The organism is Sulfidibacter corallicola (assembly GCF_017498545.1).
GTDB lineage: Bacteria > Acidobacteriota > Holophagae > Acanthopleuribacterales > Acanthopleuribacteraceae > Sulfidibacter > Sulfidibacter corallicola.
On the sequence record NZ_CP071793.1, the window covers coordinates 11691995 to 11718279 of the forward strand.

At 60.3% G+C, this 26285-nt stretch carries 14 protein-coding genes; 6 read left to right on the forward strand and 8 right to left on the reverse strand.

All coding sequences use genetic code 11. The features are described from left to right. Positions 1 to 330 precede the first annotated feature (330 nt). On the reverse strand, positions 331 to 3210 hold the full coding sequence (locus J3U87_RS34615; RefSeq protein WP_237380736.1) for a TonB-dependent receptor: 2880 nt from the start codon (positions 3208 to 3210) through the stop codon (positions 331 to 333). A gap of 440 nt (positions 3211 to 3650) precedes the next feature. Between J3U87_RS34615 and J3U87_RS34620 the strand changes: the two genes are divergently transcribed. From J3U87_RS34620 to J3U87_RS34630, 3 genes are all read left to right on the forward strand, one after another. Further along, entirely contained in the window at positions 3651 to 4667 is a 1017-nt protein-coding gene (locus tag J3U87_RS34620; RefSeq protein WP_237380738.1) for a CAP domain-containing protein, read from the forward strand. Positions 4668 to 5195: 528 nt separating this feature from the next. Continuing rightward, positions 5196 to 6338 (forward strand): cysteine desulfurase family protein, encoded by a 1143-nt coding sequence (locus J3U87_RS34625; RefSeq protein ID WP_237380740.1) that lies wholly within the window; start codon positions 5196 to 5198, stop codon positions 6336 to 6338. A gap of 221 nt (positions 6339 to 6559) precedes the next feature. Further along, a complete protein-coding gene (locus J3U87_RS34630; RefSeq protein ID WP_237380742.1) occupies positions 6560 to 6910 on the forward strand; it encodes a hypothetical protein in 351 nt (116 codons plus the stop codon). A gap of 41 nt (positions 6911 to 6951) precedes the next feature. Here J3U87_RS34630 and J3U87_RS34635 read toward each other — a convergent pair whose 3' ends face one another. From J3U87_RS34635 to J3U87_RS34645, 3 genes are all read right to left on the reverse strand, one after another. Next, a complete protein-coding gene (locus tag J3U87_RS34635; protein ID WP_237380743.1) occupies positions 6952 to 9219 on the reverse strand; it encodes a SpoIID/LytB domain-containing protein in 2268 nt (755 codons plus the stop codon). 242 nt (positions 9220 to 9461) lie between these two features. Then, positions 9462 to 9884, reverse strand: a complete 423-nt coding sequence (locus J3U87_RS34640; RefSeq protein WP_237380745.1) for an ExbD/TolR family protein — start codon at positions 9882 to 9884, stop codon at positions 9462 to 9464. Beyond that, positions 9868 to 10485 (reverse strand): MotA/TolQ/ExbB proton channel family protein, encoded by a 618-nt coding sequence (locus J3U87_RS34645; RefSeq protein WP_237380747.1) that lies wholly within the window; start codon positions 10483 to 10485, stop codon positions 9868 to 9870. The genes J3U87_RS34640 and J3U87_RS34645 overlap by 17 nt, the downstream gene beginning before the upstream one ends. 640 nt (positions 10486 to 11125) lie before the next feature. On the opposite strand from J3U87_RS34645, the gene J3U87_RS34650 reads away from it, so the two are divergent. Further along, positions 11126 to 13651: an alpha/beta hydrolase family protein gene (locus tag J3U87_RS34650; protein WP_237380749.1), complete on the forward strand. Its 2526-nt coding sequence runs from the start codon at positions 11126 to 11128 to the stop codon at positions 13649 to 13651. A gap of 726 nt (positions 13652 to 14377) precedes the next feature. On the opposite strand, the gene J3U87_RS34655 is transcribed toward J3U87_RS34650, so the two are convergent. From J3U87_RS34655 to J3U87_RS34665, 3 genes are read right to left on the reverse strand one after another with little or no spacing between them, the layout of a single operon-like run. Continuing rightward, positions 14378 to 15832: an efflux transporter outer membrane subunit gene (locus J3U87_RS34655; protein ID WP_237380751.1), complete on the reverse strand. Its 1455-nt coding sequence runs from the start codon at positions 15830 to 15832 to the stop codon at positions 14378 to 14380. Next, positions 15829 to 19035 (reverse strand): efflux RND transporter permease subunit, encoded by a 3207-nt coding sequence (locus J3U87_RS34660; RefSeq protein ID WP_237380753.1) that lies wholly within the window; start codon positions 19033 to 19035, stop codon positions 15829 to 15831. Before J3U87_RS34660 ends, J3U87_RS34655 begins: the two co-directional genes overlap by 4 nt. 29 nt (positions 19036 to 19064) lie before the next feature. Then, the gene (locus J3U87_RS34665) at positions 19065 to 20249 is read right to left on the reverse strand and encodes an efflux RND transporter periplasmic adaptor subunit (RefSeq protein ID WP_237380755.1); all 1185 of its coding nucleotides are present in this window, start codon (positions 20247 to 20249) and stop codon (positions 19065 to 19067) included. Between the two features lie 343 nt (positions 20250 to 20592). On the opposite strand from J3U87_RS34665, the gene J3U87_RS34670 reads away from it, so the two are divergent. Then, complete coding sequence (locus J3U87_RS34670) at positions 20593 to 21222, forward strand: TetR/AcrR family transcriptional regulator (RefSeq protein ID WP_237380757.1); 630 nt, start codon at positions 20593 to 20595, stop codon at positions 21220 to 21222. 923 nt (positions 21223 to 22145) lie between these two features. After that, on the forward strand, positions 22146 to 23207 hold the full coding sequence (locus J3U87_RS34675) for an IS110 family RNA-guided transposase (RefSeq protein ID WP_237377302.1): 1062 nt from the start codon (positions 22146 to 22148) through the stop codon (positions 23205 to 23207). Between the two features lie 239 nt (positions 23208 to 23446). Here J3U87_RS34675 and J3U87_RS34680 read toward each other — a convergent pair whose 3' ends face one another. Continuing rightward, on the reverse strand, positions 23447 to 26110 hold the full coding sequence (locus tag J3U87_RS34680) for an AAA family ATPase (protein WP_237380759.1): 2664 nt from the start codon (positions 26108 to 26110) through the stop codon (positions 23447 to 23449). Positions 26111 to 26285 lie beyond the last annotated feature (175 nt).

A 26285-nucleotide genomic window follows, 5' to 3' on the forward strand; every position in this document is an offset into this window, starting at 1 on the left:
CTCCTTAAGGAATGTGAAATGAGTACATAAAGGGACTGCGTTTTTCCCAAGGCGACGTGGGAAATGGACATGGGAGAAGCCGGAACCGGCATCGACGAAATCATTCAATTTGAAAAATTGGGAAAAAGTTAAAGGGGAGAAAAAACGAAATTTACGAGATCGAGACGAGCCGGTGGCAGGACTTCTTCTCGCTGACCGCGATCGCCAGGAGCGCGATCCGAGAACAAGCCATGCTGGCGATGGCACATCCGATGGGCGATGCCCGGGCTCGAAAACAGGGAACGGGGGCCGGCCCATCCCGGGATGAGCCGACCGAATCGAAGTCGGGTCTTAGAAAGGCTTGAAGCTCAAGCTGAGCGAATAAGACCGACCGACTTTGTAGCGCGATTGAATGAAGTCCTGGCCCTTGAATTCCTGGACGATCTCGATCGGATCATCCATGAGGTTCTTGGCACTGAACTTGAGCTGGAGCCCACGCCCCAGGTCCTGAGAAAAAATCAGGTCGACCAAGCTACGCGGTTGTTCTTTGGCATCGGGTGCGGCACCAACACCGACCTGGTCCAGACGTTCGCCGAATACGTTGTAGTAGATGGACGCCGAGGTGTTGGTATTGAGGTTGTCGTAGTTGACGCTGAGGTTCACCAGGTAGGGTGACTGCCCCTGCAATTCACGGGTATCGTCCGCATCGGGATCGAAGTTGCGCAGCAGTGCCAGTTCGTCGGCCGGAATGTCGACGATCGATTTGATCAGCGAAACGTTGCCGCCGACGCTGACCCGGTTCGTGGCGCTGAGCGGGGTCACGACCTTGCGCGCTTCCAACTCGACACCGTAGACCGTGGCCTCTTCGACGTTGATGAAGGTCTTTTCCCCGAATTCGGAGGAAAAGGCGACGTTGTAGGCCTTCTCGATGGGATCCTGGAACTCTTTGTAGAACCCGCTGATCGCGTAGAGCTGACCGCTGTTGAGGAAGTACTCCCAACGCATGTCGAAGTTGTCGATGAGGGTGCGCTTCAGGTCCGGGTTACCGGCGAAGATACCGTCCGCGAGGAAGTCGAAGCTGGAGTAGGGCGCCTTTTCGCGGAAGGTGGGTCGCGCCAGGGTGCGGCCGTAGGAGATGCGCAGGTTCTGGTCGTCGGAAAGCTTGTAGATGAAGTGCAGCGAAGGCAACACGTCGTCTTCGTCCAACTGGCCGTCCTCCGCTTCGTTGGTCACGAACATGTCGGTCTGTTCCAGACGGGCACCGGTGATCACGCGCAGGTTGTCGTTGATGGGCACCTGAGCCATGACGTAGGCCGCGGTCACTTCCTGGTCGCCGCTGTAGTTGCCACCGCGAGAGTCGGGCGCCAACTGAATGACGTTGCCGAACGTGTACCGGCCCCGATCGGCGTCGAAGCCGATCACCCCGACGTTATCAGGGCTGAAGAACGTCTCGGGATCGCCCTGGTAGCGCACGTTGGCGTCCGACTGGTACTCGAACCGCAATTCGGTGAAATCGCGATCTTTCTTGTCGTAGGCGTAACCGAAGGAGAAGGTGCCGCGCTGGCCGTTCCACAAATTGAGGGGAATGTCGACGTCCAGGTTGAAGTTGCTACCGTCTTCCTGGAGTTCGCGCCAGTAGCGGGCGGGGTTGTTGTAGATCGAGCGGGTGATGCTGTAGATCAACACTTCCTCGCCGTTGAGGGTACGGCGCGAGAAGTTCGAGGTGAAGATCCGGGTATCGGGTTCGTCCAGATCGGTGGTGGACACCGCGCCGGTCCACTTCACCTTGGCATCCAGGAAGTTGGGGAAGTAGTGCTCGCCGCGAAGCTGGCTGGAGGTCAGGTTGCGCTCGGAATATTTGAGGAAGCGCGACTCCAGAAAGGCGTTGTCGGTGGAGAACTGTTCCGGCCATTGACCCACGTAATATTCGGAGGTCGACTCGCCGCCCTGGGTGTAGACGAAGGTGGCGCCCAACTCGTGGTTGGTGCCGGCCAGGTAGTTCAGGGTCACCAAACCACCCCAGTTGACCTTGTCCTTGCCCTGTTCGCTGTCGAAGGTGCTCTGGTTGTTCAGGGTGTTGGCCGAGGCTGCCGCTTCGGTCAACTTCCAACGCGCGCGCTCCCAGTCGTCGTAGTAGGTGCGCTTGCGGTTGTAGGAAAGGCTGGCCATGTAGCCGAGGCGGTTGATGCCGGACAACTCGATCTGGTCGCCCATGGACACCCCGAAGCTCTGGTTGATCGGCGCCTTGCTGGTCCCTGGCGACATGACCGGCTCGAAAGCCTTGGAAATCTCGTCGAGCAGTTGGGCCTTTTCCTCGTCGCGGCGCGCTTCGATCAGGGTGGGGATCTCGATGTCGCCGTTGTTGACGATGCTCGGAAGCTCCCGCAGCCCGTTGTCGCTACCGATCCAGTCGGTGCCGCTGGTGCCGTAATTGAGGTAGTCGTCGTTGAAGGTGGAGCCTTCGATGTAGTTGGTGCCGTAGTTGATTTTCAGCGTACGGCCGGGCGGATAGGCCTTGGTGCCCACGTCGATGATCCCGCCGGAGAAGTTACCGGGCTTGTTGGGCGTGAAGGTCTTCAGGGTCACGACGTTGTCGAGAATGTTGGCGGGCAGCAGGTCGGCCTGAAACGACTTGACGTCCGGATCGGGCGTCGGCATCTCGATGCCGTTGAGGTGGGTGCTCGTGTAGCGATCGCCGAGACCGCGAATGTACACGTGTTTGCCACCCACGACGGAGGCACCGGGAATCTTCTTGACGGCTTCCGCCGCATTGCCGCCGCCGGCGCGACTGATCTCTTCGGCACTGATGCCGTCGGTCACGTTGGGCGACTTCTTGCGCTTGTTGATGATGCCCAGTTCGTTGTTTTCGGCGACTTCGTAGACGACTTTGATGGTTTCCTGGAGGGATTCGCCTCCCAATTCGAAGTTGACGGTGGTGATCTGTCCGGCCTTGACCTCGACACCTTCGATCGTCATGTCGCTGAAACCGGCAAATTCGGCAATCATTTCATAAGTGCCTGCAGGCACGCCTCTTAAATTGTAAAAGCCATTGACGTCGGTAAAAACCACTTTGTCGGAGCCGACGATGCGAACCGATGCGGTCGGCAAGGTCGAGCCATCGTCTTTATTGTAAACGGTTCCGTTAACGGTTCCGGTGTCTTGAGCCAGGCCCATGCCGCCTGCCAAGAACAATATGAATAAAGCAGAGAAAATCTTGCTTTGGAGTGTCATTTTCCATCCTCAGGTTTTAAGCAAATCCCATTTGGGAAATCTTCGTACCGGCGCCGTTAGGCTAATGACGTAATATGGTGTGAAAATGAGGCATTTGTTAGCTTTTCGTTAGAGCGATAGAGTTGCATCAGGCATTGTGAATTTTCGATGAGATTACCAATACTTTTCCGTCAAAACCCCCGCAAACCAAGAGGTTTTACGGCTTATAGACCCACATCCAGGGTCTACACGCAACCCACCCGACGGGAGAAATCCACCTGTTTGAATGCCCCCCGACCCCGGGGTGTTTCGGCCACTTGGTGACGCGTCCCCTGTTGCTCTGGAAAGCGATTTGGGATAATTCAAGTCATAGGGCATATTTCCATACATTTTCCAATTCTGCCGGTCACGTTCCCGGCCATCCCGGAAGCATGGCCCCATTCCCAAACAGCGAGGTTTCCATGAGCGCCAAGTTCTCGCATCTCCACTATTTTCGCCAACGTGAAATTCCCCCCAGCTCGACGTCTCTACGCCCACTGCTCTTCGCTCTGGCGCTCGGCACCTGTGGTCTCTTCGGCCAAGGTCCCGAGGAGGCGGCGATGCACCACCCCAGTCCTGCCGAACAAACCTCGCTGGAACGCGGCGACGGGCCCAGCTTCGAAGAGCAGGTCGTGGAAATCGTGAATCAGGAGCGATGGACCAACGGGCAGCGACCGCCGCTCAAACACAACGCGATCCTGGACCAGAGCTCCGAGACCCACAGCGTCAACATGGCCACGCGGGACTTCTTCGCCCATTGCGATTTGGACACCGGCACCAGCGCCGGCCAGCGCATGACCCAGGCCGGCTACACCTGGAACGCCTGGGGTGAAAACATCGCGGCCGGGCAGCAGACCCCGGCCTCGGTCATGAACGGCTGGATGAACAGCCAGGGCCACCGCAACAACATCTTGAGCGAAACCTATCGCGAGATCGGCGTGGGTTACGCGTTTCAGACCGGCGACGGCAACAACGTCCGTCTCGATTCCGACGGGAACTGCAGCGCCGACGGCACCAGCGGCCCCTTCTTTCACTACTGGACCCAGAACTTCGGTCGCAACGGATCGACCTATCCCGTCGTGATCAATCGCGAAGCCTACGAAACCGAATTGACCGCGGTCGAACTGTACGTGTACGGCAGTGGCGAATTCACCGAAATGCGGTTCCGCAACGATGGCGGGACCTGGTCGGACTGGGAACCGTTCAGCACCGATGTGAACTGGATCCTCAATGCCGTGAACGGCGTACGCGAGGTGGACGCCGAGCTGCGACGGGGCAACGGCAGCACGGTGCAGGCTTCGGACACCATCGTGCTGACCCAGGCCTGCGTGACGGAAGCCGCCTGGTGGGGACAGGTCGCCGCCTGGCCGGTACCGAACGTCACGTCGGTATTGACGCTCATGCAGATGCAGGACAACCTCTGCGAGGTCGCGTTTTAGGCGGTGAAAGCACTTTGCCCGAACGAATGCGATGTAGGCGACTCGATTCAAAATGAGCACTGCTTCACTGAAGCACCTGAGAAAATGATACTTTTTACAAAATCTCGGTTCGTTTTTGACATGAGGATGTGATAAGTAAGGAGTGAGGGTTTCACCTTATCGATCTCGCATCGGCCACACCGGTTTTCGGCAGGCACGACGAATCTTTCGGGTAAGCCCGTTCTCTTGCAAATGCACTTGTCCACGGTAGGGATCAACGGGCATTGGGGGCTCCGCGATCCAGCTCCTGCCGTTGTCCGGGGCATTTGTCTGCCGATACCGAGCCTCTCGGTCCTTTGACCAAAAAAGCGACCGTGCGTGAATGTCACGCCAACACAACCGAATCGTCACCGACATAGCCCGGCCGACTCTGTCCGTCGGGTCATCACAGCGTACACGGAATCACGGCCTCGGTTCGCCGTGTGGGGGAAAGTGTCTCTGTCGCGATCCCTCACCCGCACCGAGCAGGGCCGTTTGGGGGGAGTAAGTATGTCGCTCGAACTCTATCTGGACTACAACGGATCCACACCCGTGCATCCAGAGGTCCTGGATACCTTCACTGCTTTCGTTGCCGGGTCCTACGGCAACACCGCGGCCGCCCACCACGAAGGACGCCGCGCCCGCCGCATTCTCGACACCGCCAAAGCCGAAATCGCCCTCGCGATCGGTGCCAAGCCGGAAGAAATCTGGATCACTTCCGGCGGCACCGAATCGAACAATTGGGCACTCACCGGCATCGCCCGCCAATACGGCCGTGGCGGCCACCTGATCACGACCGCCGTGGAGCATCGATCGGTGCTCAAGTCGGCGGAATTTCTGGTGGAGGATGGCTGGTCGGTTTCCTACCTTCAAGTGGACGAACAGGGCCGCATCGATCCCGGCCAATTGGACCATCTCTTTCAAGCCAATACCTGCCTGGTCTCGGTCATGCTGGCCAACAACGAGACCGGCACCATTCAGCCGGTAGCCGAAGTGGCGCACTTCTGCCGAGCCCGGCGCATCCCCTTCCACGTGGATGCGGTCGCCGCGCTGGGCAAGATGCCGATCGACGTCAACGACATCCCCTGTGACCTGCTGAGCCTGAGTGCCCACAAAATGTACGCACCCAAGGGGACCGGCATTCTCTACGTCCGCGAGGGCCTGCCGATTCAACCCCTGATCCAGGGCTGCGGACAGCAGGCGGGATGGCGCGGCGGCACGGTCAACGTGGAGGGCGTGGTGGCCCTCGCCAAATCGTTCGCCTTGATGAAAGCGGGAATCTACGGCAGCAAGGAACACATCGAGGACTTGCGCGAACAGATGATCGACGGACTAAGGCGCCTTGCTCCCGATCTTCGCATCAACGGTAACGCGCCGCGCCTCGCCAACACCATCAGCGTGACCTTTCCCGGGCGCAGGGCGATGGACCTGTTGCAGGCGCTGAACGGACACGGGGTTTCGGTATCGTCCGGCTCGGCCGCCACCAACGCCGCTCCCTCACACGTGCTCACGGCCATGGGATTTTCCGAGGAACAGGCGCGCAGCACCCTGCGCTTGACGCTGGGTGCCTTCAGCACCCGCGAAGGAATCGATCGAATCCTCGAGGCTTTCGCTACCGTGTTGCAAAAAGTGGCGGTACAGGATCCCGTGTGACCGCGGAAGGGCCACGTCGACGTCGGCAACCGGGTGATGCGTGCCCCGCGTCACCCTTTGTCCATCAAAGACGCCTTCGTTCTGGCCCTTTTCCGTGGTTGATTCCGCCGTGCAACCCAAGACTCGGATGGGGGGCCGTTCCCATGACTCCGGTTGAACCGGATCGAACCGCCAAGAGAAGGCCTGGCCCCACCGTCGACGACCGAATCGGGAGGACGCGAATGAGCGAGGAACGGAGACGGTGGCGACGTATCGACGCAATCTTGGGAGAGGCATTGGACATGCCGCGAGAAGCCCGCGCGGCGTTTTTGGATCGAGCCTGCGAGGGCGATTCGAGCCTCAGACGCGAAGTGGAAAACCTGTTGAACACGACCGAAGAAGACATCCCCAACCTATCCGAGCCGCTCAACCTCCTGTTCGAAAAAATCGCACGTCAGGACGAACGATTCGAGGGAGAACCCGAAACCGAAGATCAAACGTCGTCCACCACATCCGGGAACGATCGCTCGAGCTACGAACGGCCGGAATGGCTCGCAAACCTCTTCCCCGACGTGCAACTGGGGTTCATTTAAATAGTGAGCGATCCGAAACGGCGGTTTCGAGAATTATCGGGTCAGGGCTGGTTGGCCGGCACCGGCTGGGCGTTGGGATCGGCCTTGGTCTTGCCCTGGAAAGGCTCGACCGCGACGCCGTCGTAGTAGTGCGTGAGAATGCGGTCGAAGGCCCATCCCTGGGCAGCCAAACCGAAGGCACCCACCTGGCTCATGCCGACGCCGTGACCCCAACCGCGCCCGATCACGGTCAAATGCACCAACCGTCCCTTGCGATAACTGGGAATCAGGTCGATCAGGTTCTCGCGTACCCCCAGCGACCAACGAATGTTCAAGCCCTTGACGCGGAAGTTCCCCGCATCCGTGATGTACTCCAATTCGGTGACCCGACCCGTGTCCGAGCGCCGCAACACCTTTACGTCGCGTATGCCGCGAATGCCGCGCACGTAGCGACGGGCGCGCCGTTCGAGTTCGGAAACCGATTTTTTTTCCATCCAGACGTCGTAGGCGCTGAAGCGGTCGACCGAAGCCACTTTGAAATTTTCTTGGATGCGGATCATATCGCGGGAAAAAGGGCCGTCCAGCAAATAGACGCGATCCAACTCCTCCATGCGTGGCTGCTCGCGAAAGCTCAGCTTATCGCCGCGCTCGGTGAGGTAGTGCTTGATGCCCCCCAGGTTCAGCGTCCGCTGTTTGCTGCCCCGCTGCAGGGTGAGCACGTTGTTGTCCAGCGCCCGGATCTTATAGCGTTTCCATTCCGGCTCCGGACCGAACCGAACGGCCAGGGTCATCAAGGCCGTCAGCGCTTCCCGTACCGTGATCGGCGAATCGTCGGCGATGCGGTTCAGGGCGTCGCCGTCGACCAACTCGTAGCGCAACAAGAAGGCGGCGAGCGGCTGTAGCGACGAAGGCAGGTCGAGATCGCTCAAGGGCCGCACGAAATCGGCATCCTGGAACTGATGCTTTTCGACCGCCACGATCAAGGGGTAGTCGGCCACGAATTCCCAGAACGCGCGATGACTCAGCCCATTCGAGGACTTGGGAAGCGGGGGCACATCGCCCATGATCCAGGCGAGATCGCCCGTGATCGCCTTCAGGGTCTTGGCGTCGAGCGGGCCATCCCGCTCGGGTAGGTCGCGCACCCCATAGAGATAGGCGCGCACAGTGAGGTCCTCCCCCAGCGACGTGCGAATTCCGGGTGCGGGCCGCAGCGGCAACTGCCATGCCTGAAATTGGGCCAAATAACTGGATTTGCTTTTCAAATAAGGTTCGTTTCGTCCAGGAAACACGTGGGTCACGTCGTCCGTCATGCCGCCGCAGGTGGAGGTGTACAGGGCATCGATCAGGGTGTCGCCGTGATAGAGCACCAGGCCGGCCGTTTCCGCGACGGCCTGATCACTCAGGGGATGTTCGTTCTTGGTGCCTTCGTAGGCCTGGCAGGCGGGCGTATCGCAAATGTCGTAGCCGTATTTCTCGAAACGGCGCAGGTTTTTGAGCGCATAGGTTCGGGCCGCCACGGCCTGGGCCTTCAGCGCCTCGAGTTCGGGAAACGCATTGGGCCCCAACTCGGTGGGCACCACCCCGCGCAGGTAGGTTTCCATCGGAAGAACGTTGATGATCTTGATCTTTCCATTCACGATGCGCAGGCGGAGGATGCCGCGGTAGCCGACCCCGTCCAGGTGGATCGGTTGCTCGGGATTGGGATTCACCAAACCGACCTCCTGCGCGCGAAGATCGAGCTTGTCGAAATGGCGGTTGACCCATTGAAAGGGATAGCGGGTCTTGGCGTGAATCAGGTAGGCGTCCTTGAAGCCCAGGTTGACCATCGAGCGGCGCACCTGTTCGGCCTCTTTCTTGGCCAGGAAGGGGCCGCCGCGCAAGGCGTGATCCTTCTTGAGCTTGACGACCTTGAAGGCCATTTCCGGATGGTTGCGGGCCAGCGTCTCCGCCATCGCCTCGAGTTTTTCCCGGTGGGGACCCGTCTTGACCTGAACCCAATAGCGCGCGGCCCCCTTGCGCTGACGCGAGCTGACCACGAAAAACGAATCGCCGGGTTTGATGGTCTGCACCACGCGGTCGCCGTCCAGGACCAGCAGGGTGCCCTTGCTTTTCAGGCGGTGGTGGTCCTGGGGTTTGCCGATGCCGGCGCGAATCCACTGGACGTCCTGGGCGCGCCAATCTTCGTACTGCTGGTGCGGGCCGGCCACGGCCGTTCCGGTCCATCCCGAAAGGAGCAGCAAACCGACAGTCACATAGGGGAACGGCACGCCGAATCGCCGCGACGGGCGGCCCCACGTGGCACGGATACGAAAACGAATCGAAAAAAACATGGCCCCACTCCGCGGCAAGATGGCGTTGATGAACATGAATCTCGGCAGCGACTCCAGCCTCACCACAAGGATCGATCGGCACCCGCCCGGGTCCACTGGAGATGCCAGCGAGGAAGGTGGCCGTCTCGAAATCTTACACCGTGACCCCAAAGGTAGCGGATCGATTCGGCACCTTTCGGCGATCCCGGTCGCGACACGGCCGGGGTGATGGTGCACGAGGCTCGAAGCGCGTCAGATGGCGGTCAACGAGGCGATGATCCGGAGCGTTTGCCTACGGTAGCGAAGGTCAGTCCGGTGGCACCAGCCTTTTTGGCGGAATCCATGACCGAGATCACCAGTCCGTGCTCCACTGATTTATCCACGCGCAGCACGACCATTTTATTCTCGTAATCGGTCAATTTCTGCTCGACCGTCTCCACCAACGACTCGTACGCCACCGTATCGCCGTCGATGACGATGTTGGACGTGCCGTCGATCAGGATCGACAGGTTCTCCGACTGCCCGCTCTGGCGACTCTCGCTCTGGGGTAGATCCAAATCCAAACCGTGATCGTCCTTGAAGCGCGTGGATACCATGAAGAAGATCAACAGGAGGAAGACCACGTCGATCAGCGGCGAGAGGTCGACCAGGATCGAGTTCTTCTTGCGATCAGGACGAAACAGCATCGTGACTCCTGAGCAACAGCAGCAATTCGATGATCCGCTTTTCCATCCTCAGCATGATGATGGTCGCTCGGCGTTCGAAGTAACTGTGCAGGACGATGGTGGGGATGGCCACGGACATTCCGGCCGCGGTGGTGATCAGCGCCTCGGAGATGCCGCCGGACAGGTTGTGGGCCTGGCTCATGCCGGCGACGTTCAGGGTCTGGAAGACCTTGATCATCCCGGCCACGGTGCCCAGCAGGCCCAGCAGCGGGGCGATGGTGGCGATGGTGCGCAGAATCGTGAGGAAGCGCTCCAGGACATCCGCCTCCTGGCGAGATTGATCTTCCAGGAGCTGGCGCAACTCGGCGGCTTCCAGTTCGCGGTAGTTGATGGCGGTTTCCATCAAGCGGTTGAACATGATGTTTTTGGAGCGACAGACCTGAAGCGCGCCCTCGAATTCGCCGCGGCCCAGGTAACCACGGATTTTTTCCATGAGTTCGGTATCGAGATACCGGGAAAAGCGCAGATTGACCAGGCGCTCGATGGTGATGGCCAGGGTCAGGATCAGGCAGATCCCGATCGGCACCATCAGCCAGCCGCCTTTTTGGAGCATTTCCATCATATGTAAAGATGCCTTCTTCGTTTGATTCGGCTCATCAGGGCCGGATGCAGTGCATTGCTGGGGTAGGTGTACCCCAAAACCAGCGTTGCGGTTTCACGCCGTCACCCGAAACGCTTCCGGCCAGGTCATCCATCATCCGGGGCGGGAAGCGTCGCATCTCCGAAGCCGCACGGCACTCGAGTTTCGCCGATGACCCGGATGGGCGGCGGGATCACCGAGTCTCCGGGTGTAAGGGCTCATTCTAGCCCTGAACGGGTGGTCGCTCAATGCTCAATTGGAAGCGGGGCGCGGTTCCGCCCGCATCGGCCCGACGTGCGTTCGACCATTTGCCGAAGGCCTTTCCGGGGTCCGGCATGACCGGGTATGACCGTGCGCAGGCGCTTTTTTCGCGTTACAATAACGAGGCTTATTTGTTATGAGATCGAGAACTTGTTCCAACCCAAGTCGATGGACGTAACCCATCATCTCACGCGGGCCTCCTTATTTCGGGGCGCACGCCCTGGGTTCGAGGAACGAGCGCAATGACGAGGACATCCCTGCTCGGGATGAGGCTGCCATGGAGGTTTACATGAATGGTGGGCGTGGCGAGGAAACGCCGGCGGAGCCGTTCCGCTCAAGACGGCTCCCCACGATAGGGTTAATGCTTTGGCTCATGGTTTTCGGCGTGGGCGGGACGATGTGGTCCCTCGCCGAGGAATCGAAACAATCCGAGGATACACCGGTCGCGCGCGCCTTGGCGCTGGGTCCGGTCACCTTTTCGAAAGATGCCGCTTGGACCTCGGGCAAGCAGGGAGACATCTTTCGCAAGAATCTGATTGCGCGTTCGAATCGCGAACCGCTCCCCAAAGCCGGCGACAAAACGCGCCTGGCCGGCAAGTCCCTTTCCTGGCGCGAAATCGACCTGGGCGGCGGCGCAGATTGGTTTCCCACCGGTGAGCGAGGCGCGCTTCTGGTGTCGCTCAACCTGGAAGCCAACCGCTTTACCAAGGGCACCTTGACATTTCGATGGCCGGACAAGGTGTTCGCCTATTTGGATGGCGCCACCCTCGCCGTTTCGGGCGAGAAGGAAAAATCGATGAGCCTCAGCCTGACCACGGGTTCGCACCGGCTCTTGATGTTGGTGGTTCGCGGTGAAGGAGACCTTTCCGCCGTCGAGAACCCCGGCTCCCTCAGCCTGTCCGTGACGACCCCCTCGGCAGGCGGCTCCGTCGCGGTCCATACCCGACCCGAACGACGGCTCACCGGGGCCCGCACCTACGCTTCCCCCATCGTTCAGGACCTGCTCGTTTCGCCGGACGGCAAACGCGTGATGCTTCAGATCCGCGAGTGGGACGCGCTTCACGGAAAGTGGCACCGAAGCGTGGAAATCCGCTCCCTGGGCAGCGGAGCGGTGCAACGTCGCTGGCGCGGCGATACGCCATCCGCCTTGGCCTGGAACCAAAAGGGCGACCGTCTGGCCTACGTGGAACAAAAGCAACTGATCCTGGAGACCGTCGGGTCGGGTGCATCCCGAATCATCTGGCCCGATGCCGGAAACGTGACCGACATCCACTGGCACCCGGATCAGCGGCGATTGCTGCTGGAGATCACCACCCGGCCCGAGAAACGCAAAGACAACATGAAGCGCTACCAGGGACCCAACGATCGCTGGAGTTATTTCCGCAGTCGCAAACAGCTCGTTCTGATGGATTTGGATAGTGGCTGGCCGGAGCCCTTGACCGGCGCCGAGCAGGACGCGTCCTTCCACGGCCTGGATGCCGAGAACCTGCTCTATTCGGTCGTCTACCAAGACCACTCGGAGCCCAACCACTTCCGCGCCGAGCTGCGCATCAAGCCGCTCGGTGGTGGTGAGGAACGCGTCGTGGCCAATCTGACCACCTTCGACGGCGCCTGGTTCTCCGGCAAGGACGTGATCGTCGCCGCCGGTCCCCTGGCCTTCGACGGTCTCGGCGCCGCGGTTCCCGACGGCATGACGCCCAACAACTACGACACCCAGCTCTACCTGATCGCCAATGCCGGTACCGAGGTCACGCCACTCACCAAAGATTTCGATCCCCAGGTGGACAAGGTCCGCGTGGCGGGGAACGGCGACCTGGTGCTGACCGCCGTCGACGGCGAGAAAACCAGCCTGTTCCACTGGAAGAAAAGCAGCAAAACCATCGCCCCCATGGAAAGCGGCGTCGAGGAGATCACGCTCGTCGACGTGGCGACCGGCAAACGCCCGGTGGTGGTATGGGCCGGAACTTCCTCCAAGACGCCGCAAAAGGTCCTGGTCGGCGGGCTCGACGGACGTCGCCCGGCCGAGGTCTTCGATCCCGGTCGCGAATCCTATGGCCAGATCGTGTGGGGCGACATCAAACCCTGGCGTTTCAAGACGGAAGACGGCACCGAGATCGACGGTCGCTATTACACGCCGCCCGGTTTCGACGCGTCCCACACCTACCCGCTGATCGTGTACTACTACGGCGGCACGGTTCCAGTGGGCCGCTCCTTCGGCGGGCGCTACCCGTTCAATCACTGGGCCGCCCAGGGGTACGTGGTCTACGTACTGCAGCCCTCGGGCGCGACGGGCTACGGCCAGGAGTTTTCCGCCCGCCACGTCAACGCCTGGGGTAAGGGTACCGCCGAGGACATCATCGCCGGAGCCAAGGCCTTCCTCGCGGCACACAGCTTCGCGGATGCGGACCACGTGGGCATCGCCGGCGCATCCTACGGCGGCTTCATGACCATGTACCTCACGACCCGCACCGACATGTTCAGTGCCGCCATTTCCCACGCCGGGATCAGTTCCCTGACCGAGTACTGGGGCCACGGTTGGTGGGGTTACCTCTACAGCGGTGTCGCCAGCCGCAACAGCTTCCCCTGGAACAACGCCGAACTCTACACCCAGCAGAGTCCGGTATTCGCGGCGGACAAGGTGAACACGCCGCTGTTGCTGCTGCACGGCAACGTGGACACCAACGTCCCGCCGGCACAGAGCCACGTCATGTACACGGCCCTGAAGATGCTGGACAAGGAAGTGGAGTTGATCGAAGTGGACGGCGAAGACCACCACATCCTCGGATTCGACAACCGCCTGGTGTGGTGGAACACCATCCTGGCCTGGTTCGACAAGCATTTGAAGGAACAGCCCGAATGGTGGCAGGACCTCTATCCGGAACCCTGAATCGAGGAACCGCCAAAGGAAGAACCGCACGGAACCGCGCCCGAGCCGCTCTGCGGCGCGGGTCACGGTCCCGTGCGGCACTCTGGTCGCTCGCTGTGTTCGGTGAAGCGGCTCTGCGAAGGGCTCCTCGAAGGTGACGGGAACTCCGCGAGGGACCGCATAGTTCCGCCCCGTTGGGGCTGGTGCTCGGGAACCCCCGACAACCAGGGTTACGGCGCCTCCGGCCCCTCACCGGATCGCCGGACCGCCTTCGCTGTACTGTGTCGTCCCTTCAGGACGCCCGCTGGTGGTGGACCTGCGGTCCACGTTTTTATCTATGGTGGTCCAAACATACGGCCGGCCATCCTTTCAGGATTGGCCGCGAACGGTGAGCCATCGAACATTCGGTTAACCGCGATGATGCCCACCCCAACATACCGCAAGGTTGGGTTGGGCCTGTCCCGGCTCGCGCTGAAGGTGCGAGCGGACGTCACTTTGGACCACCATTTATTTAAAACGCGTGCCGAAGGCGCGCCACCAGCAGGGACCCTGTAAGGGTCACACATTACAGCGAAGGCGGTCCGGCGATCCGGTAAGGGGTCGGAACGACCCCGCAACCCTGGTTGTTCGAAGAACCCGAACTCCAGCCCTGAAGGGGCGGCTCCGCGAAGGGCTCCTCGAAGGTGACGTCAACTCCGCGAGAGCAAGGGGATGCGCCGAGCGCATCCCCTGCCCGCTTCCCGAGGATTATAGTCCCGCGTTGGCTTGGATCACCGGGGCCTGCCAACCACCGCCCAACGCCTTGTAGATGCCGACCAGGCTCAGCGCCACCTCGGTTTCGCTGCGAGCCAGTCGCTCCTGGGCGTCCAGCAGGGTCCGCTCGGCATCGAGCACGTCCAGGAAGTTGTCGATGCCGGCGTTGAACCGGAGCTTCGCGTACTCGGAAGCCTGGGCGCCGGCCCGCGCGGCCAACAACAGCTTGGCCCGGCTCTGCTCGCGTTTGTTGAAATCCACCAGCGACGTTTCGACTTCTTCCAGCGCCAACAGCACCGTCTTCTCGAACGACGCCAGACTCGCGTCCGTCCGGGCATCCGCGGCCTCGATCCCGCGCCGCACTCGACCCAGGTTGAACGCGGCCCAGCGAATGCTCGGCCCGAAGCTGTAGACGGAGGTCCCGGAGGAGCCCAAGTTGTCGAACGCGGTCGCCGAAAACCCGATGCTGCCGCTCACCCTCACCTCGGGGTAGAGTTCGGCCACCTGGAGGTTGTATTGAGCGGTGGCCAACGCCAGTTCGCGCTCGGCCCTGCGGATGTCCGGGCGCCGCGTCAGCAGCCCCAGGGGGTCGCCGACATCGACCGCATCCGGCAAGGACGGCAGCGCCTTGACCTCCTGCAGCCGGGCGAACAGCGCCGTGGGCAGGGCCCCGGTCAACACGCCCAGGCGGTGCAGCACCGCATCGCGCTGGGCTTCGAGCAACGGAATGGTCGAGCGGGTCAGCTCGAGCTGGGTCTGGGCCCGGGCCACGTTCAACTGATCGCTGCGACCCGCGTCGGCCAGGTCCACCGTCAGGCGGTAGGTCTGCTCCTGGTTGTCGGCGTTGCGCTGGGCCACCTGCAGGCGGTACTGCAAGCCGCGATACTCGATGTAGGTGCTCGCGGTTTCGGCGGCGACACTCACGTAGACGCCGTGCAGGTCGGCCTCGCGAATGTCCAGGCTGGCCGAGGCGGAAGCGATTCGCTGCGACACACGGCCGAACAGATCGGCTTCCCAGATCGCGTCCAAGCCCACCGCGTAGGTTTCCCAATTGCGATCGGGCAGGGTGCCCGTCCCCGAATCGGCGCTCACCTGTTGGCGCGAGCCGCTCGCCTGCGATTCCACCGTCGGCAGCCGGTCCAGCTTGCGACTGCGGAGCAACGCCCGAGCCTCGCGCAAGTTGGCGAGCGCGGCCCGCACGTCGTGGTTGTGGGCCAGGGCGGTGTCCACCAGGTCCGCGAGTTGCGGATCGTCGAACTGGTGCCACCAGGCGGCAACCGGTTCGGCGGTTCGAAACGCTCGAGCCGCCGAATCCTCCTGGCGTTCGACTTCACCGAAGGTCCCGGTGTCGAAATTTTGCACATCCGGTTCGACGTACTTTCGACCGACGGAACAGGCCGACAGGAACAGGGTGAACACAATCGTGACCCATGCCATACGACGATTCATGACAGCACCTCCAGGGCTTCGTTCGGCAGGTTGCCGCCATCGCTGGGCGTGGCGGCCGGGCGGTTTTTGCGGAACAGGCGCATTTCCAAGTGCCGCACGAGCACGTAGAACACCGGCGTCAACATCAACCCGAAGATCGTCACGCCGAGCATGCCGGCGAACACCGTGATCCCCATGTCGTTGCGCATTTCCGAACCGGCACCGGTGGACACGGTCATCGGGAACACACCCATGATGAAAGAGAACGAGGTCATGAGGATCGGCCGCAGGCGAAGTCGGCTGGCCTCGATGGCCGCCTTGATGACGTCGCGCCCCTCGCGTTCCAGCTCGCGGGCGAACTCCACGATCAGGATGGCGTTCTTCGTCGCGAGCCCCATCAGCACGAACAGGCTGATTTGGGTGAAGACGTTGTTGTCGCCGCCGGTCAGGTGCACACCCAACAGGGCCGACAACATGCTCATGGGTACGATCAGCACGATCGCCATCGGCAGCGAGAGACTTTCGTACTGGGCCGCGAGGACCAGGAACACCAGCAGCAACACCAGCGGAATGATGTAGATGGTCGAATCACCGGCAAGCACCTGTTGATACGTGAGTTCGGTCCACTCGTAGCGATAGCCGGGCGGCAGGGTTTCGTCGAGGATCCGGGAAATGGCGGCCTGCGCCTCACCCGAGGAGTAACCCGGCGCGGCGTTGCCGTTGAGGTCGGCGGCCCGGAACCCGTTGTAGCGGGTCGCCGTGGCGGGACCGAACGTCTCGCTCACCGAGATCACCGAACCCAGCGGCACCATTTCGTTTTGGCGGTTGCGGACCTTGAGGTTGAGGATGTCTTCGGGTTGATCGCGAAACTCTTTCTCGGCCTGGGCGATGACCTGGTAGGTCCGCCCGAAGCGGTTGAAATCGTTGACGTAGAGCGAGCCCAGGTTGATTTGCATGGTCTCGAAGATCTCGTTGATGTTCAGACCCAGTTTCTTGGCCTTGGTGCGATCCAGATCGGCGTAGATCTGCGGCACGTTGATCTGGTAGCTGGAGAACACGCCCGCCAGCTCCGGCGTTTGGTAGGCCTTGGCCATGACTTGGCCCAAGACCGCGTTCAAGGCCTCGTCGCCCTGGTCGGTGCGATCCTGGATCTGCAGTTTGAAACCACCGATGGTACCCAGGCCCTGGACGGGCGGCGGCGGGAAGATGGCGATGAAGCCCTCCTCGATGGCGTTGTACTGCTGCTGCAGGGTCTGGGTGATCGCGAAACCCGACAGCGCCGGATCCTTGCGCTCGGAGAAGTCCTTCAGCGAGACGAACACGATGCCCGCACTGGAGCTGTTGGTGAACCCGTTGATCGACAGGCCCGGGAAAGCCACCGCGCTCTCGACACCCGGCGTGTTCATCGCGATTTCGGTCATTTCCCGAATCACGTCCTCGGTCCGATCGAGCGTGGCCCCGTCGGGCAACTGCGCGAAGCTGACCAGGTACTGCTTGTCCTGGGTCGGGATGAAGCCGGTCGGAACCGTGCGGAACATGAAGGACGTCGCGCCCAGCAGGATCACGTAGACCAACATGCCCACGCCGCGGTGTTTGAGAACGCCGCCGACGCTGCGTCCGTAATTTTCCGAACGACGGTCGAAAAAGCGGTTGAACCAGCGGAAAAACCAACCGAACAGGGTGTTCATCACCCGCGACAACCAGTCCTTTTCTTCACCGGCGGGTTTGACCAGGTAGCGCGACAAGGCCGGGCTGAGGGTCAGGGAGTTGAACGAGGAGATGACGGTGGAGATGGCGATGGTCAGCGCGAACTGGCGGTAGAACTGGCCGGTCAAGCCGCTGATGAACGCGATCGGCACGAACACCGCGACCAAGACCAGCGTCGTGGCGATGACCGGGCCGGTCACCTCGCGCATGGCCTTGAGGGTCGCTTCACGCGGCGGCAGTCCGTTGGAGATGTTGCGCTCCACGTTCTCCACCACGATGATCGCGTCGTCGACCACGATCCCGATCGCCAGGATCAGGCCGAACAGGGTCAGCACGTTGATCGAGAACCCGAACAGGTACATGAAGGAAAAGGTACCCACGATCGAGACCGGCACCGCCAGCAAGGGAATGATCGCCACTCGCCAACGCTGGAGGAACAGAATGATCACGATCACGACCAGCAGGAGCGCTTCCAACAACACGCGCAGCACCGACTTGATCGAGTCGCGCACGAAGATGGTCGGGTCGTAGACCACGCTGAAATCCACACCATCGGGAAAGTTCCCGCTGAGCTCCTGCATGGTGGCGCGCACGTTGTCGGAGATGTCCAGCGCATTGGCGCCCGGCGAAGCGAAAATCGGCAGGGCCACCGCGTTTTTGTTGTCCAGCAAGGAGCGCAGCGCGTATTCCGAAGCGCCCATGTCCACGCTGGCCACGTCCTTCAGATAGGTGATCTTGCCTTGCTCGTCGGTGCGGATGATGATGTCCTCGAACGCTTCGGGCGTCTCCAGACGACCGGCCGCGTTCACGGGAAGTTGAAAGTCGATGTTGTCGCCGTAGGGGGCGCCACCGATCATGCCGGCGGCGACCTGAATGTTCTGTTCGCGCAACGCGGCGACCACATCCCCGGCGGTCAGGTTGCGCTCGGCGATCTTTTCCGGATTGAGCCAAATGCGCATGGCGTAGTCGCCCGCACCGAAAATCTGCACCTGACCGATGCCCTTGATGCGCGCCAACTCGTCGCGAATGTTCAGAATCGCGTAGTTGCGCAGGTAGAGCATGTCGTAGCGGCCGTTGGGCGAATGGAGGTGAACGACCATCGTCAGGTCCGGCGAGCTCTTGACCGTGGTGACGCCCAGCCGGCGCGTGACCTCGGGCAGGCGCGGCAACGCCTGACTGACCCGGTTCTGCACGAGCTGCTGGGCCAGGTCGGGATCGGTGCCGATCGCGAAGGTCACCGTCAGCGTGAGTCGACCGTCCGCGGTGGACTGGGAGCTCATGTAGAGCATGTTCTCGACCCCGTTGATTTGCTCCTCCAGCGGGGTGGCGACGGTTTCGGCGATGACTTGCGGGTTCGCTCCCGGAAACGAGGCGTTGACGACGATCGAGGGCGGTGTGACTTCCGGGTACTCGGAAATCGGCAGTTGGAACATGGCGACCAATCCGGCGAGGAAGACCAGCGTCGAAAGGACTCCTGCGAAAATCGGTCGGTCGACGAAGACCTTGGAAAAATTCATGACGGTACTCCTTGACTAGCTCGGCCGACTCAGTTTGCGGCCAGCTCGCCGGTATCGGACGACTCGATTTCGAGAGGTTCCACGGTCATGCCCGGGCGAACCCGTTGCAGGCTGTTCACCATGACGCGGTCACCGGATTTCAGGCCGTCCAGCACCAGGCGCCGCCCGTCGATGAAACGACCGAGCCGTACCTCGCGGTAGGTGACCAAGCCGTTCGGGTCGACGACCATCACGAATTTCTGGTCCTGATTGGTGCCCACCGCGCGATCGTCCACCAGGAGCACTTCCTCTTCGGTCGCTTCGCCGACGCGGACACCGGCATACATGCCGGGGACCAGGAGGCCGTCGGCATTGGCGAACAGGGCCCGGGCGCGAATGGTGCCGGAGCGCGTGTCGATGCGGTTGTCGAAGGCCACCAGCTCACCGCGGTAAAAGGTCTCGTTGTCCTCGCCGAGGGTGAGCCGCACCGGCAAGGTTTCCTGGCGATTGCTGCGCGCGAGTTTCAGGTAGGCCTGTTCGGAGACGTCGAATTCGGCGTAGATCGAGTCGTTGGACACCACGGTCGCCAGAACCGGCGCGTTGGGACCGGCCTCGATCACGTTGCCCTGGGTGATTTCCGCACGGCTGATGCGACCGGATACCGGAGCGTGGATGTGGGCGTACTCCAGGTTGAGACGGGCGCGCTGAATGCTGGCTTCGGCGCCGTGAATCGCGGCGACGGCCACCTTGTGATCGTTCTGGGCGGCCTCGTAAATGCTCTTGGACACCGCTTTTTTGGCGAGCAGCCCCTCGAGGCGGCTCAATTCGTCCTTGGCGAGATGGGCCCGGGACTTGGCCGATTCCAATTCGGCGATCGCCATGTCCAGTTCGGCTTGATAGGGTCGAGGATCGATCACGAAAAGGCCATCGCCCTTGGCCACGATGGAGCCTTCCTCGAAAAGCACCTGGGTGATGGTGCCGCCGACGCGGGGGCGGATCTCGACGAAATCGACGGCGGCGAGACGACCGGAAAAGTCGTGCCAGATGCGGATCTTTTGAGGCTCGATGGTTTCCACTTGAACCTGGGGCGGCGGGGGTGCCGGGGCGGGCGCCTCGGGGGACTCATCGGCGCGGGCACTGAAGACGATGGAAGCCGCGGTGGCGGCGAGAAACAAAAGGAAGGTAAAGCTGAAGGTGAGCGGCTTGCGACGAGCGGTGCGAACCAGAGTCAACATGTGCGGTCTCCTTAGATGTGAAAGGCGGTCGTGAAGCGAAGCGGGAGTTCGGTATGCGACGACGCCCGAAGTTGGTGGAGGCAATATAAACAAACCGGTCGGTATGTGTCAAATCAAAAACAGGTATCCCCGTTGATTTATTGAGTAATTTTACTGATTTAAAACGAGTTATATAAAATTAAAAAATGACCAGTCAGTCGATTCCTTCAAAAGAAACCGGTCGACATTTTGCTGCTTTCACAGGTTTACAAACGTGAATTTTGTGGATCGCGATCTTTTTCACCTTGCAATTGTACCGACCGGTTTGTATTTTAAAAATCAATCGAACGCCGAGGAGGACGCCATGCGCAACGCCGCTGAAACCCGAAAGAAACTGCTCGATACCGCCATGCGCCTCATTTTCAACAGCAACTATGCCGCCGTCGGCGTCGCCGAAATCTGCAAACAGGCCGGGGTGACCAAGGGTAGCTTTTACCACCACTTCGAAACCAAGGCGGACCTCTACGTGGAGGCGTCCCGCACCTACTGGGAGGATTTGCGCACCGATTTCGACAGCGTCCTCTCCCCCATCCACGAGCCCTTGGACCAACTGGAACGCTTGATCGACCTGATCCTCAAACCCGAACCCAAATTCGCCGAAGACGACAATCCCGTGCCCGCCTGCCCCTTTTTCACACCGGGATGTCAGATTGGTTCCGGCGAAGAGAAAGTGCGTCAGGTCGCGATCGACATGGCCGAGCGAGCCAACAGATACGACACGGCCCTGGTTCGCAACCTCCAGGCGGCGGGCGTGTTGGCCAGTGACGGCGATCCCGAGCAATTGGGCCGCCTGATCCACTACCACATTCACGGGTTGATGATTTACGGACGCATCCACAAGGATATCGAAGTGGTGCGCAAGGATATTCGGGAAGGGCTGTACCGCCTGCTGGACGTGAAGCCCGAGTACCGCAAAACCCAAGTGGAAGCCTGAGCCCCAGGCCGGCTTACCGCCCCTGCCGACGTTTCGAAGGGCGCATGCAGGCAGTTCCCGCATCCCGATGAGTGTTGCCATTGCAGTAGGTTGGCCGGCCCGGCCGACATTTCGAAGGGCGGCCGTGCGCAGTTCCAGTATCTGAAGAGAGCGACCAAGCCTGTAGGCGAGGGGGCCGCCCAGGCCAGCCTGCTCCACCCATCGAAGCAACTCCCGTAGCAACAACCGATTACGTCCAAGAGCGAAGCGCAGATTTTCCCGTCGAGACGCCCCAACGAAATCGTTGAGTTCAAAGTCCCTGTATTAATAAAGACAAGGTATCCCTCTCTGAGATGCGAATGCTCCGGATTCGAATTGTATCGAAATGTCGGCCCGACCTGCTTACTGACCTTGACCGATTCAACGGCAATAGCAGCCCTCTCCAGGATGCGGGAACTCCTGGATAACGAGCTTCGATTGGTGGAGCAGGCTGGCCTGGGCGGCCCCCCTCACCTACAGGCCCCCAGCCTCTCTCTCGATGCGGGTACTTCGGGTAATGATCGCTCCGACGTGTCGGCCGGGCCGGCCAACCTGTACCATAGAGTTCAAGCTCTATGGTTAATATTCAGTTCGTCACAGCCGTAGCCTTTTTCTTTTTTTGCTTCTTTTTTTCTTTTTGTGGAAACTGTGAATCTTGTGGAAAACTTTTTAGGTAGACGGTTAGGCGACTCCGGCCGGCCGACCAGAGTCGCCGGGTGAGATGAAGCCTTCGACCAACCTGAGCGCCCTGGTGGGTAGCTCGTCTGTAGGATTTTGCTCATCTCACCCTTTCCACACCGTTGAAAACCGCAGACTATCTGGGATTCTTCAAGTCCGTGTTTTTGCAGGTTTGGCTTTTGCGGTGTGTACCGTCCTTCACCTCTTCGGCATTGTGGAGGCTCTTCATGACCAAGACCCTAACCGCCTGGACCGGCATTGACGTTAGCAAAAACACCTTCGATATCGCTTATGTTTCCACCGAGAAAGGCGTCCCATTCGAGAAAGACATCCCATTTCACCGCATTCCCGCTCGTAAATTCCCAAGGACTCTCACAGGGGCAGAAGATGCCTTGACCTGGCTTGATGAGGCTCTTGGGTTTCCCGAACCTTTCAAAGAGCATGTCTGGGTCGTGATGGAGGACTGTGGAAGATACGCCGAGGAATTACGTTTGTGGCTGTCGATGAACAAGGGGCCATCCATCTGTATGATCACCCCCTCGCTCACGGCCGCTTACGCAAAAAGCCGAGGTCTTCGAAATAAAACCGATCGGGTGGATGCTCGATTGCTTGCCCTTTTCGGTCAAGAACGCAAACCTAAAATTCAAACGATTCCGAGTCGGACCTATCAGATTCTCAAGGACTTGTGGCGATGCAGGCAGGAGTATGTCGAACTCCAGGTAGCCGAGGGGAATCGGGCAGGTCAGCCGCTGCAAATCGAAGCGGTTCAGAAGATTCGAAAAAAACATCTCAAGGAGCTACAAGACCATATCGATCGGGTCGAGAAGGAAATCAAAAAGCTTCTCAACCGGACCCCAAAACTCAAGAAGGATGTGGACTTGTTATGCACGATAAAAGGGATCGGTTTCCTCACTGCTGTAATGGTCATCGCTGAAATGGGAGATCTCCGAAGATTTGCGCGAAGCCGCCAAGTCGGTGCATTTGCAGGGTTAAACCCGTCAAAGTTCGAATCGGGGACCTCGGTGAAAAAAACGACGATTATAAGTCGCAAAGGCTCAGCGGTACTGCGAGCGGGGCTTTACATGCCTGCGCTGACAGCCTGCCGTTTTAACGAACAAATGAAAACATTCTACGAGCGGTTGATACGCAAAGGAAAGTCGAAAAAGGCCGCTGTCGTGGCGGTCATGCGCAAATTGTTGGTGCTCATGCGGGCAATTCTAAAAACAGGAGTTCCGTACCAGGAGGATTTTCAAAAGTGTGCGTCTGCGGAAAAGATGTGCAAAACCTGACAAGATTTCCGCATTCCTCCCCCAATTTTAGGGTTGACACACAACAGACTATCCTACAGCCGCGCCGCCCCTCACAGCATGCGGGAACTCAACACATGGATCGCTTCGAAAAGTTCAGCCGGCGGGCTTACCGCCCCTGCTGAACCTACCTGGCCTTACCGGCCCTGCACGACGAATCTCTCGGCATTCGGGTACCCCGAGCAGGTACGTTTCGAGGCGGGCGCCACGAGAAGCCCGGCTCAGGGCTCCATCGAGCCGACGACGAACAGATAGTCACCCCAGGGATCGCTGGCCATCAAGGTCGGCTGAAAATCTTCGAACGCCTGCACCGTCTCGACCAGGATCCCGCGCCCACCCACATCGAGAGCCCCGATCAAACGGGATTTCGGCGCACTGAACCAAAATCGATCGGTCATGGGCACCGGCAGGATCGAGCGCAGGTCCATCGCCACTTCGGTTCGATCCAGAACGGTCATCTCGCCCTCGCCCAGGTCGACGAGGAACAGGTCGGTCTTGGCCTGGCTCGGGAAGGTCGCGATGACCGCAAGATCCTGATTCCGGTTGAGCTGTAGCGTGCCCCGGCTCCACAGGTCCAGAATGCGGCGCTTGGGATCGCCATTCTCGCTCAAGGAGAGCCACTGGGTGTTGGCCCCGATGGCGCGGTCGACACGGTAGCGAACCAGCTCGTCGGAGGGTTCGCGCCGCATCAACAAGGTGTTGTGGGACTCGCGATAGGCCAGGGCGGTAATCTGAATCCACTTGCGATCGGAAACGGGCACATCGATGAAACGCAACAGGTTGAGCACCTCGCCCTGTCGGCGGTAGGCGAGCACCCCGAGCGCGGAGCCGTCCCTTCGCGGCAACCCGGTTACACCCACGAACAGCGTGGAACCTTCGGTATCCCAAACGGAACAGAGCCCGTTCCGCACGTTGGTCGGCATTTTCTCGACGGTCACGAGATTCAAATCGTCCAGGTCCAGCAACACCATTCGCGGGGTCTTGGGATCGGCGGGCAGGTGTTCCAGGGCGATCGCGAACCGACCGGAGGGATCGATTTTCAAAGCACTGGGGTTGAAAGGCTTTTCCAACAAGGGGTGACGACTCAAATCGCGCGAACGCGTATGGGTCAAATGATGCCCATCGAACCGAAACTCGCGAATCAGACGCGCGCCCTCGTCGGCGACCAATAGGCTGCCCGAACGCTCGCGAAAGGCCAGACCGGAAACGGACCCACCGATGCGGAACTCGTCCAACAACACCAGACCCAAACGGTTTCGCGAAAACACCCGAATCCACTGATGCCCCTGTGGGTAAACGGGATGAGTGGCCTCTGAGGGGGCGATGTCCAGCAATTTGGACTTGGCGACCGAGGCCTCCCAGTCGCCGATCATTTCGGCCAGGAAATCGCGCAGCTTGGTGGGTTCCTGAAACAGCCGTACCGGGAACAGCGATCGCGGCCCGACGACCCGCAGGCTGTCTTCACTCATGGAGAACTGAAGCGGCGGACCCTCCTGGTGTTCTTCGAGCAGTTGGATCCGGCGCTGGCGGGCATCGGAATCGAGCAAGCGGTCCACGGCCCGCAGGTCGATTTGGAATCGGTCCTCGCGAAATACGAGGTCGAAACGCCCGTAACCCTGCAGCAGCGTGGCGTTGCTGTCGTACGGCTCGAACCTGGCCTGCAATCGAAACCAATCGGCATTGCTGGAGAACGCCTGTTCTTCGAAACGGGCCAGGTGATCGACGGGCAACACCAAAAAGCCGCGATCGTTGAGACCCAGCCAGACCCACTCCCCATCGGTCATGGCCAGCCAACCCTTGGCCGTCGGCGCGTACTCCCATCCGAGCTGGGCCATTCGGGTCCCGAACCGCGTGGGCGGACGCACGAACTGGAGCCCGCAAAAGAGCAGGCGATCCTGTTCGTCGCGAGCGATCACGAACTCCTGTAAATCCTCCCTGGAAAGGTCGCGGAAGACCTCGCCACCGGGAAGATCCACCAGGGAGGGCGCGTGTTCGTGGAGGTACCGGGGCACCTTCTCCATGTCGGCGTACAGACGATACCCCTTGTCGGCGGCCAGGAACTCCGCGGCCAGGCCGGCCAGCGGCACCTGCGCCTGATGGTACTGGGTTCGAAACAGGTAGACCCCGAACAACACCGCCAAAATCAACAGCATGTAGGCGTAGTTGCGGCGTTTGACCGGTGCCTCGCCGTTGAATTCGTAGTCGGACGTCGATTGGCGGACACTGTGGCTGAGGTCCTCGCGCAGTTCGTCCAGCTTGGTGTATTTGTCGCCGTAAAAAAATTCGTCGCGGCGGGCGTGATAGAAATTGTAACCGAGATCCTGGAGCCGCTTCTTGCCGGCAAAACTCAGGTGCTCCTCTTCCTCCTGGATTTTGCGAATCCCCTGATCCAGTTTTTGGAGTCGCAGATCCAGCGGGTCGGTCTGCTCTTTGACCGCCTCGATTTCCTCGTTTCTTTTCTTCTCGAGTTGGGCGATGCGCCCACCCAACTCGCCGGCCTGGGTCTCCCAGGACGCCACTTCCTGATTCTGCCGACCCCGTTTCGGAGCGTCGGCGGCCTGGTCCTTGGCGACTTGAATCTTCAGGCTCAGCTCGTCGCGGTCGTGCTCCAGGGGCGCGATTTTCTTGCGAAACTCGCTCTCGATCTTGGCCAGTTGGTTGACGAATTCGGAGTAGTCGAGATGGACCCGGTCGCGCTCTTCCTTGAGCACCCGATAGCGATCGCGCAGTTGGTTGACCAGGATCTCCATGCTGGAGAATTCGCGCGGTAGGTTGCGAAATTCGCCGGGAAGGTCGCCGCCCATGAAAATGGTCAACCCGATATCCTCGAGGATATCGTCCCTTTGGGCCAGCAATTGCTTCTTTTGGTAAAACGAATTCGGCAAACGTTCACCACATCATATAGAGGCCGCACCCAAAAGGTGGGTACGCGTAGGAAAGGTCCACAAGTCGTTCAGTCCAACGAGATCGCATCAGTAGGGCTCGACGCGGAAATCTTAGCAAACCCGTGGTTCATTCCAAAGGAGTTATTGGAGCGCGCACGCCGGATTCGACCCTGCC

Excerpts from the sequence above, each read along its gene's own strand:
- J3U87_RS34615 (WP_237380736.1), bottom strand. The coding sequence starts at position 3,210 with ATGACACTCCAAAGCAAGATTTTCTCTGCTTTATTCATATTGTTCTTG.
- J3U87_RS34620 (WP_237380738.1), top strand. The coding sequence starts at position 3,651 with ATGAGCGCCAAGTTCTCGCATCTCCACTATTTTCGCCAACGTGAAATT.
- J3U87_RS34625 (WP_237380740.1), top strand. The coding sequence starts at position 5,196 with ATGTCGCTCGAACTCTATCTGGACTACAACGGATCCACACCCGTGCAT.
- J3U87_RS34630 (WP_237380742.1), top strand. The coding sequence starts at position 6,560 with ATGAGCGAGGAACGGAGACGGTGGCGACGTATCGACGCAATCTTGGGA.
- J3U87_RS34635 (WP_237380743.1), bottom strand. The coding sequence starts at position 9,219 with ATGTTTTTTTCGATTCGTTTTCGTATCCGTGCCACGTGGGGCCGCCCG.
- J3U87_RS34640 (WP_237380745.1), bottom strand. The coding sequence starts at position 9,884 with ATGCTGTTTCGTCCTGATCGCAAGAAGAACTCGATCCTGGTCGACCTC.
- J3U87_RS34645 (WP_237380747.1), bottom strand. The coding sequence starts at position 10,485 with ATGATGGAAATGCTCCAAAAAGGCGGCTGGCTGATGGTGCCGATCGGG.
- J3U87_RS34650 (WP_237380749.1), top strand. The coding sequence starts at position 11,126 with ATGCTTTGGCTCATGGTTTTCGGCGTGGGCGGGACGATGTGGTCCCTC.
- J3U87_RS34655 (WP_237380751.1), bottom strand. The coding sequence starts at position 15,832 with ATGAATCGTCGTATGGCATGGGTCACGATTGTGTTCACCCTGTTCCTG.
- J3U87_RS34660 (WP_237380753.1), bottom strand. The coding sequence starts at position 19,035 with ATGAATTTTTCCAAGGTCTTCGTCGACCGACCGATTTTCGCAGGAGTC.
- J3U87_RS34665 (WP_237380755.1), bottom strand. The coding sequence starts at position 20,249 with ATGTTGACTCTGGTTCGCACCGCTCGTCGCAAGCCGCTCACCTTCAGC.
- J3U87_RS34670 (WP_237380757.1), top strand. The coding sequence starts at position 20,593 with ATGCGCAACGCCGCTGAAACCCGAAAGAAACTGCTCGATACCGCCATG.
- J3U87_RS34675 (WP_237377302.1), top strand. The coding sequence starts at position 22,146 with ATGACCAAGACCCTAACCGCCTGGACCGGCATTGACGTTAGCAAAAAC.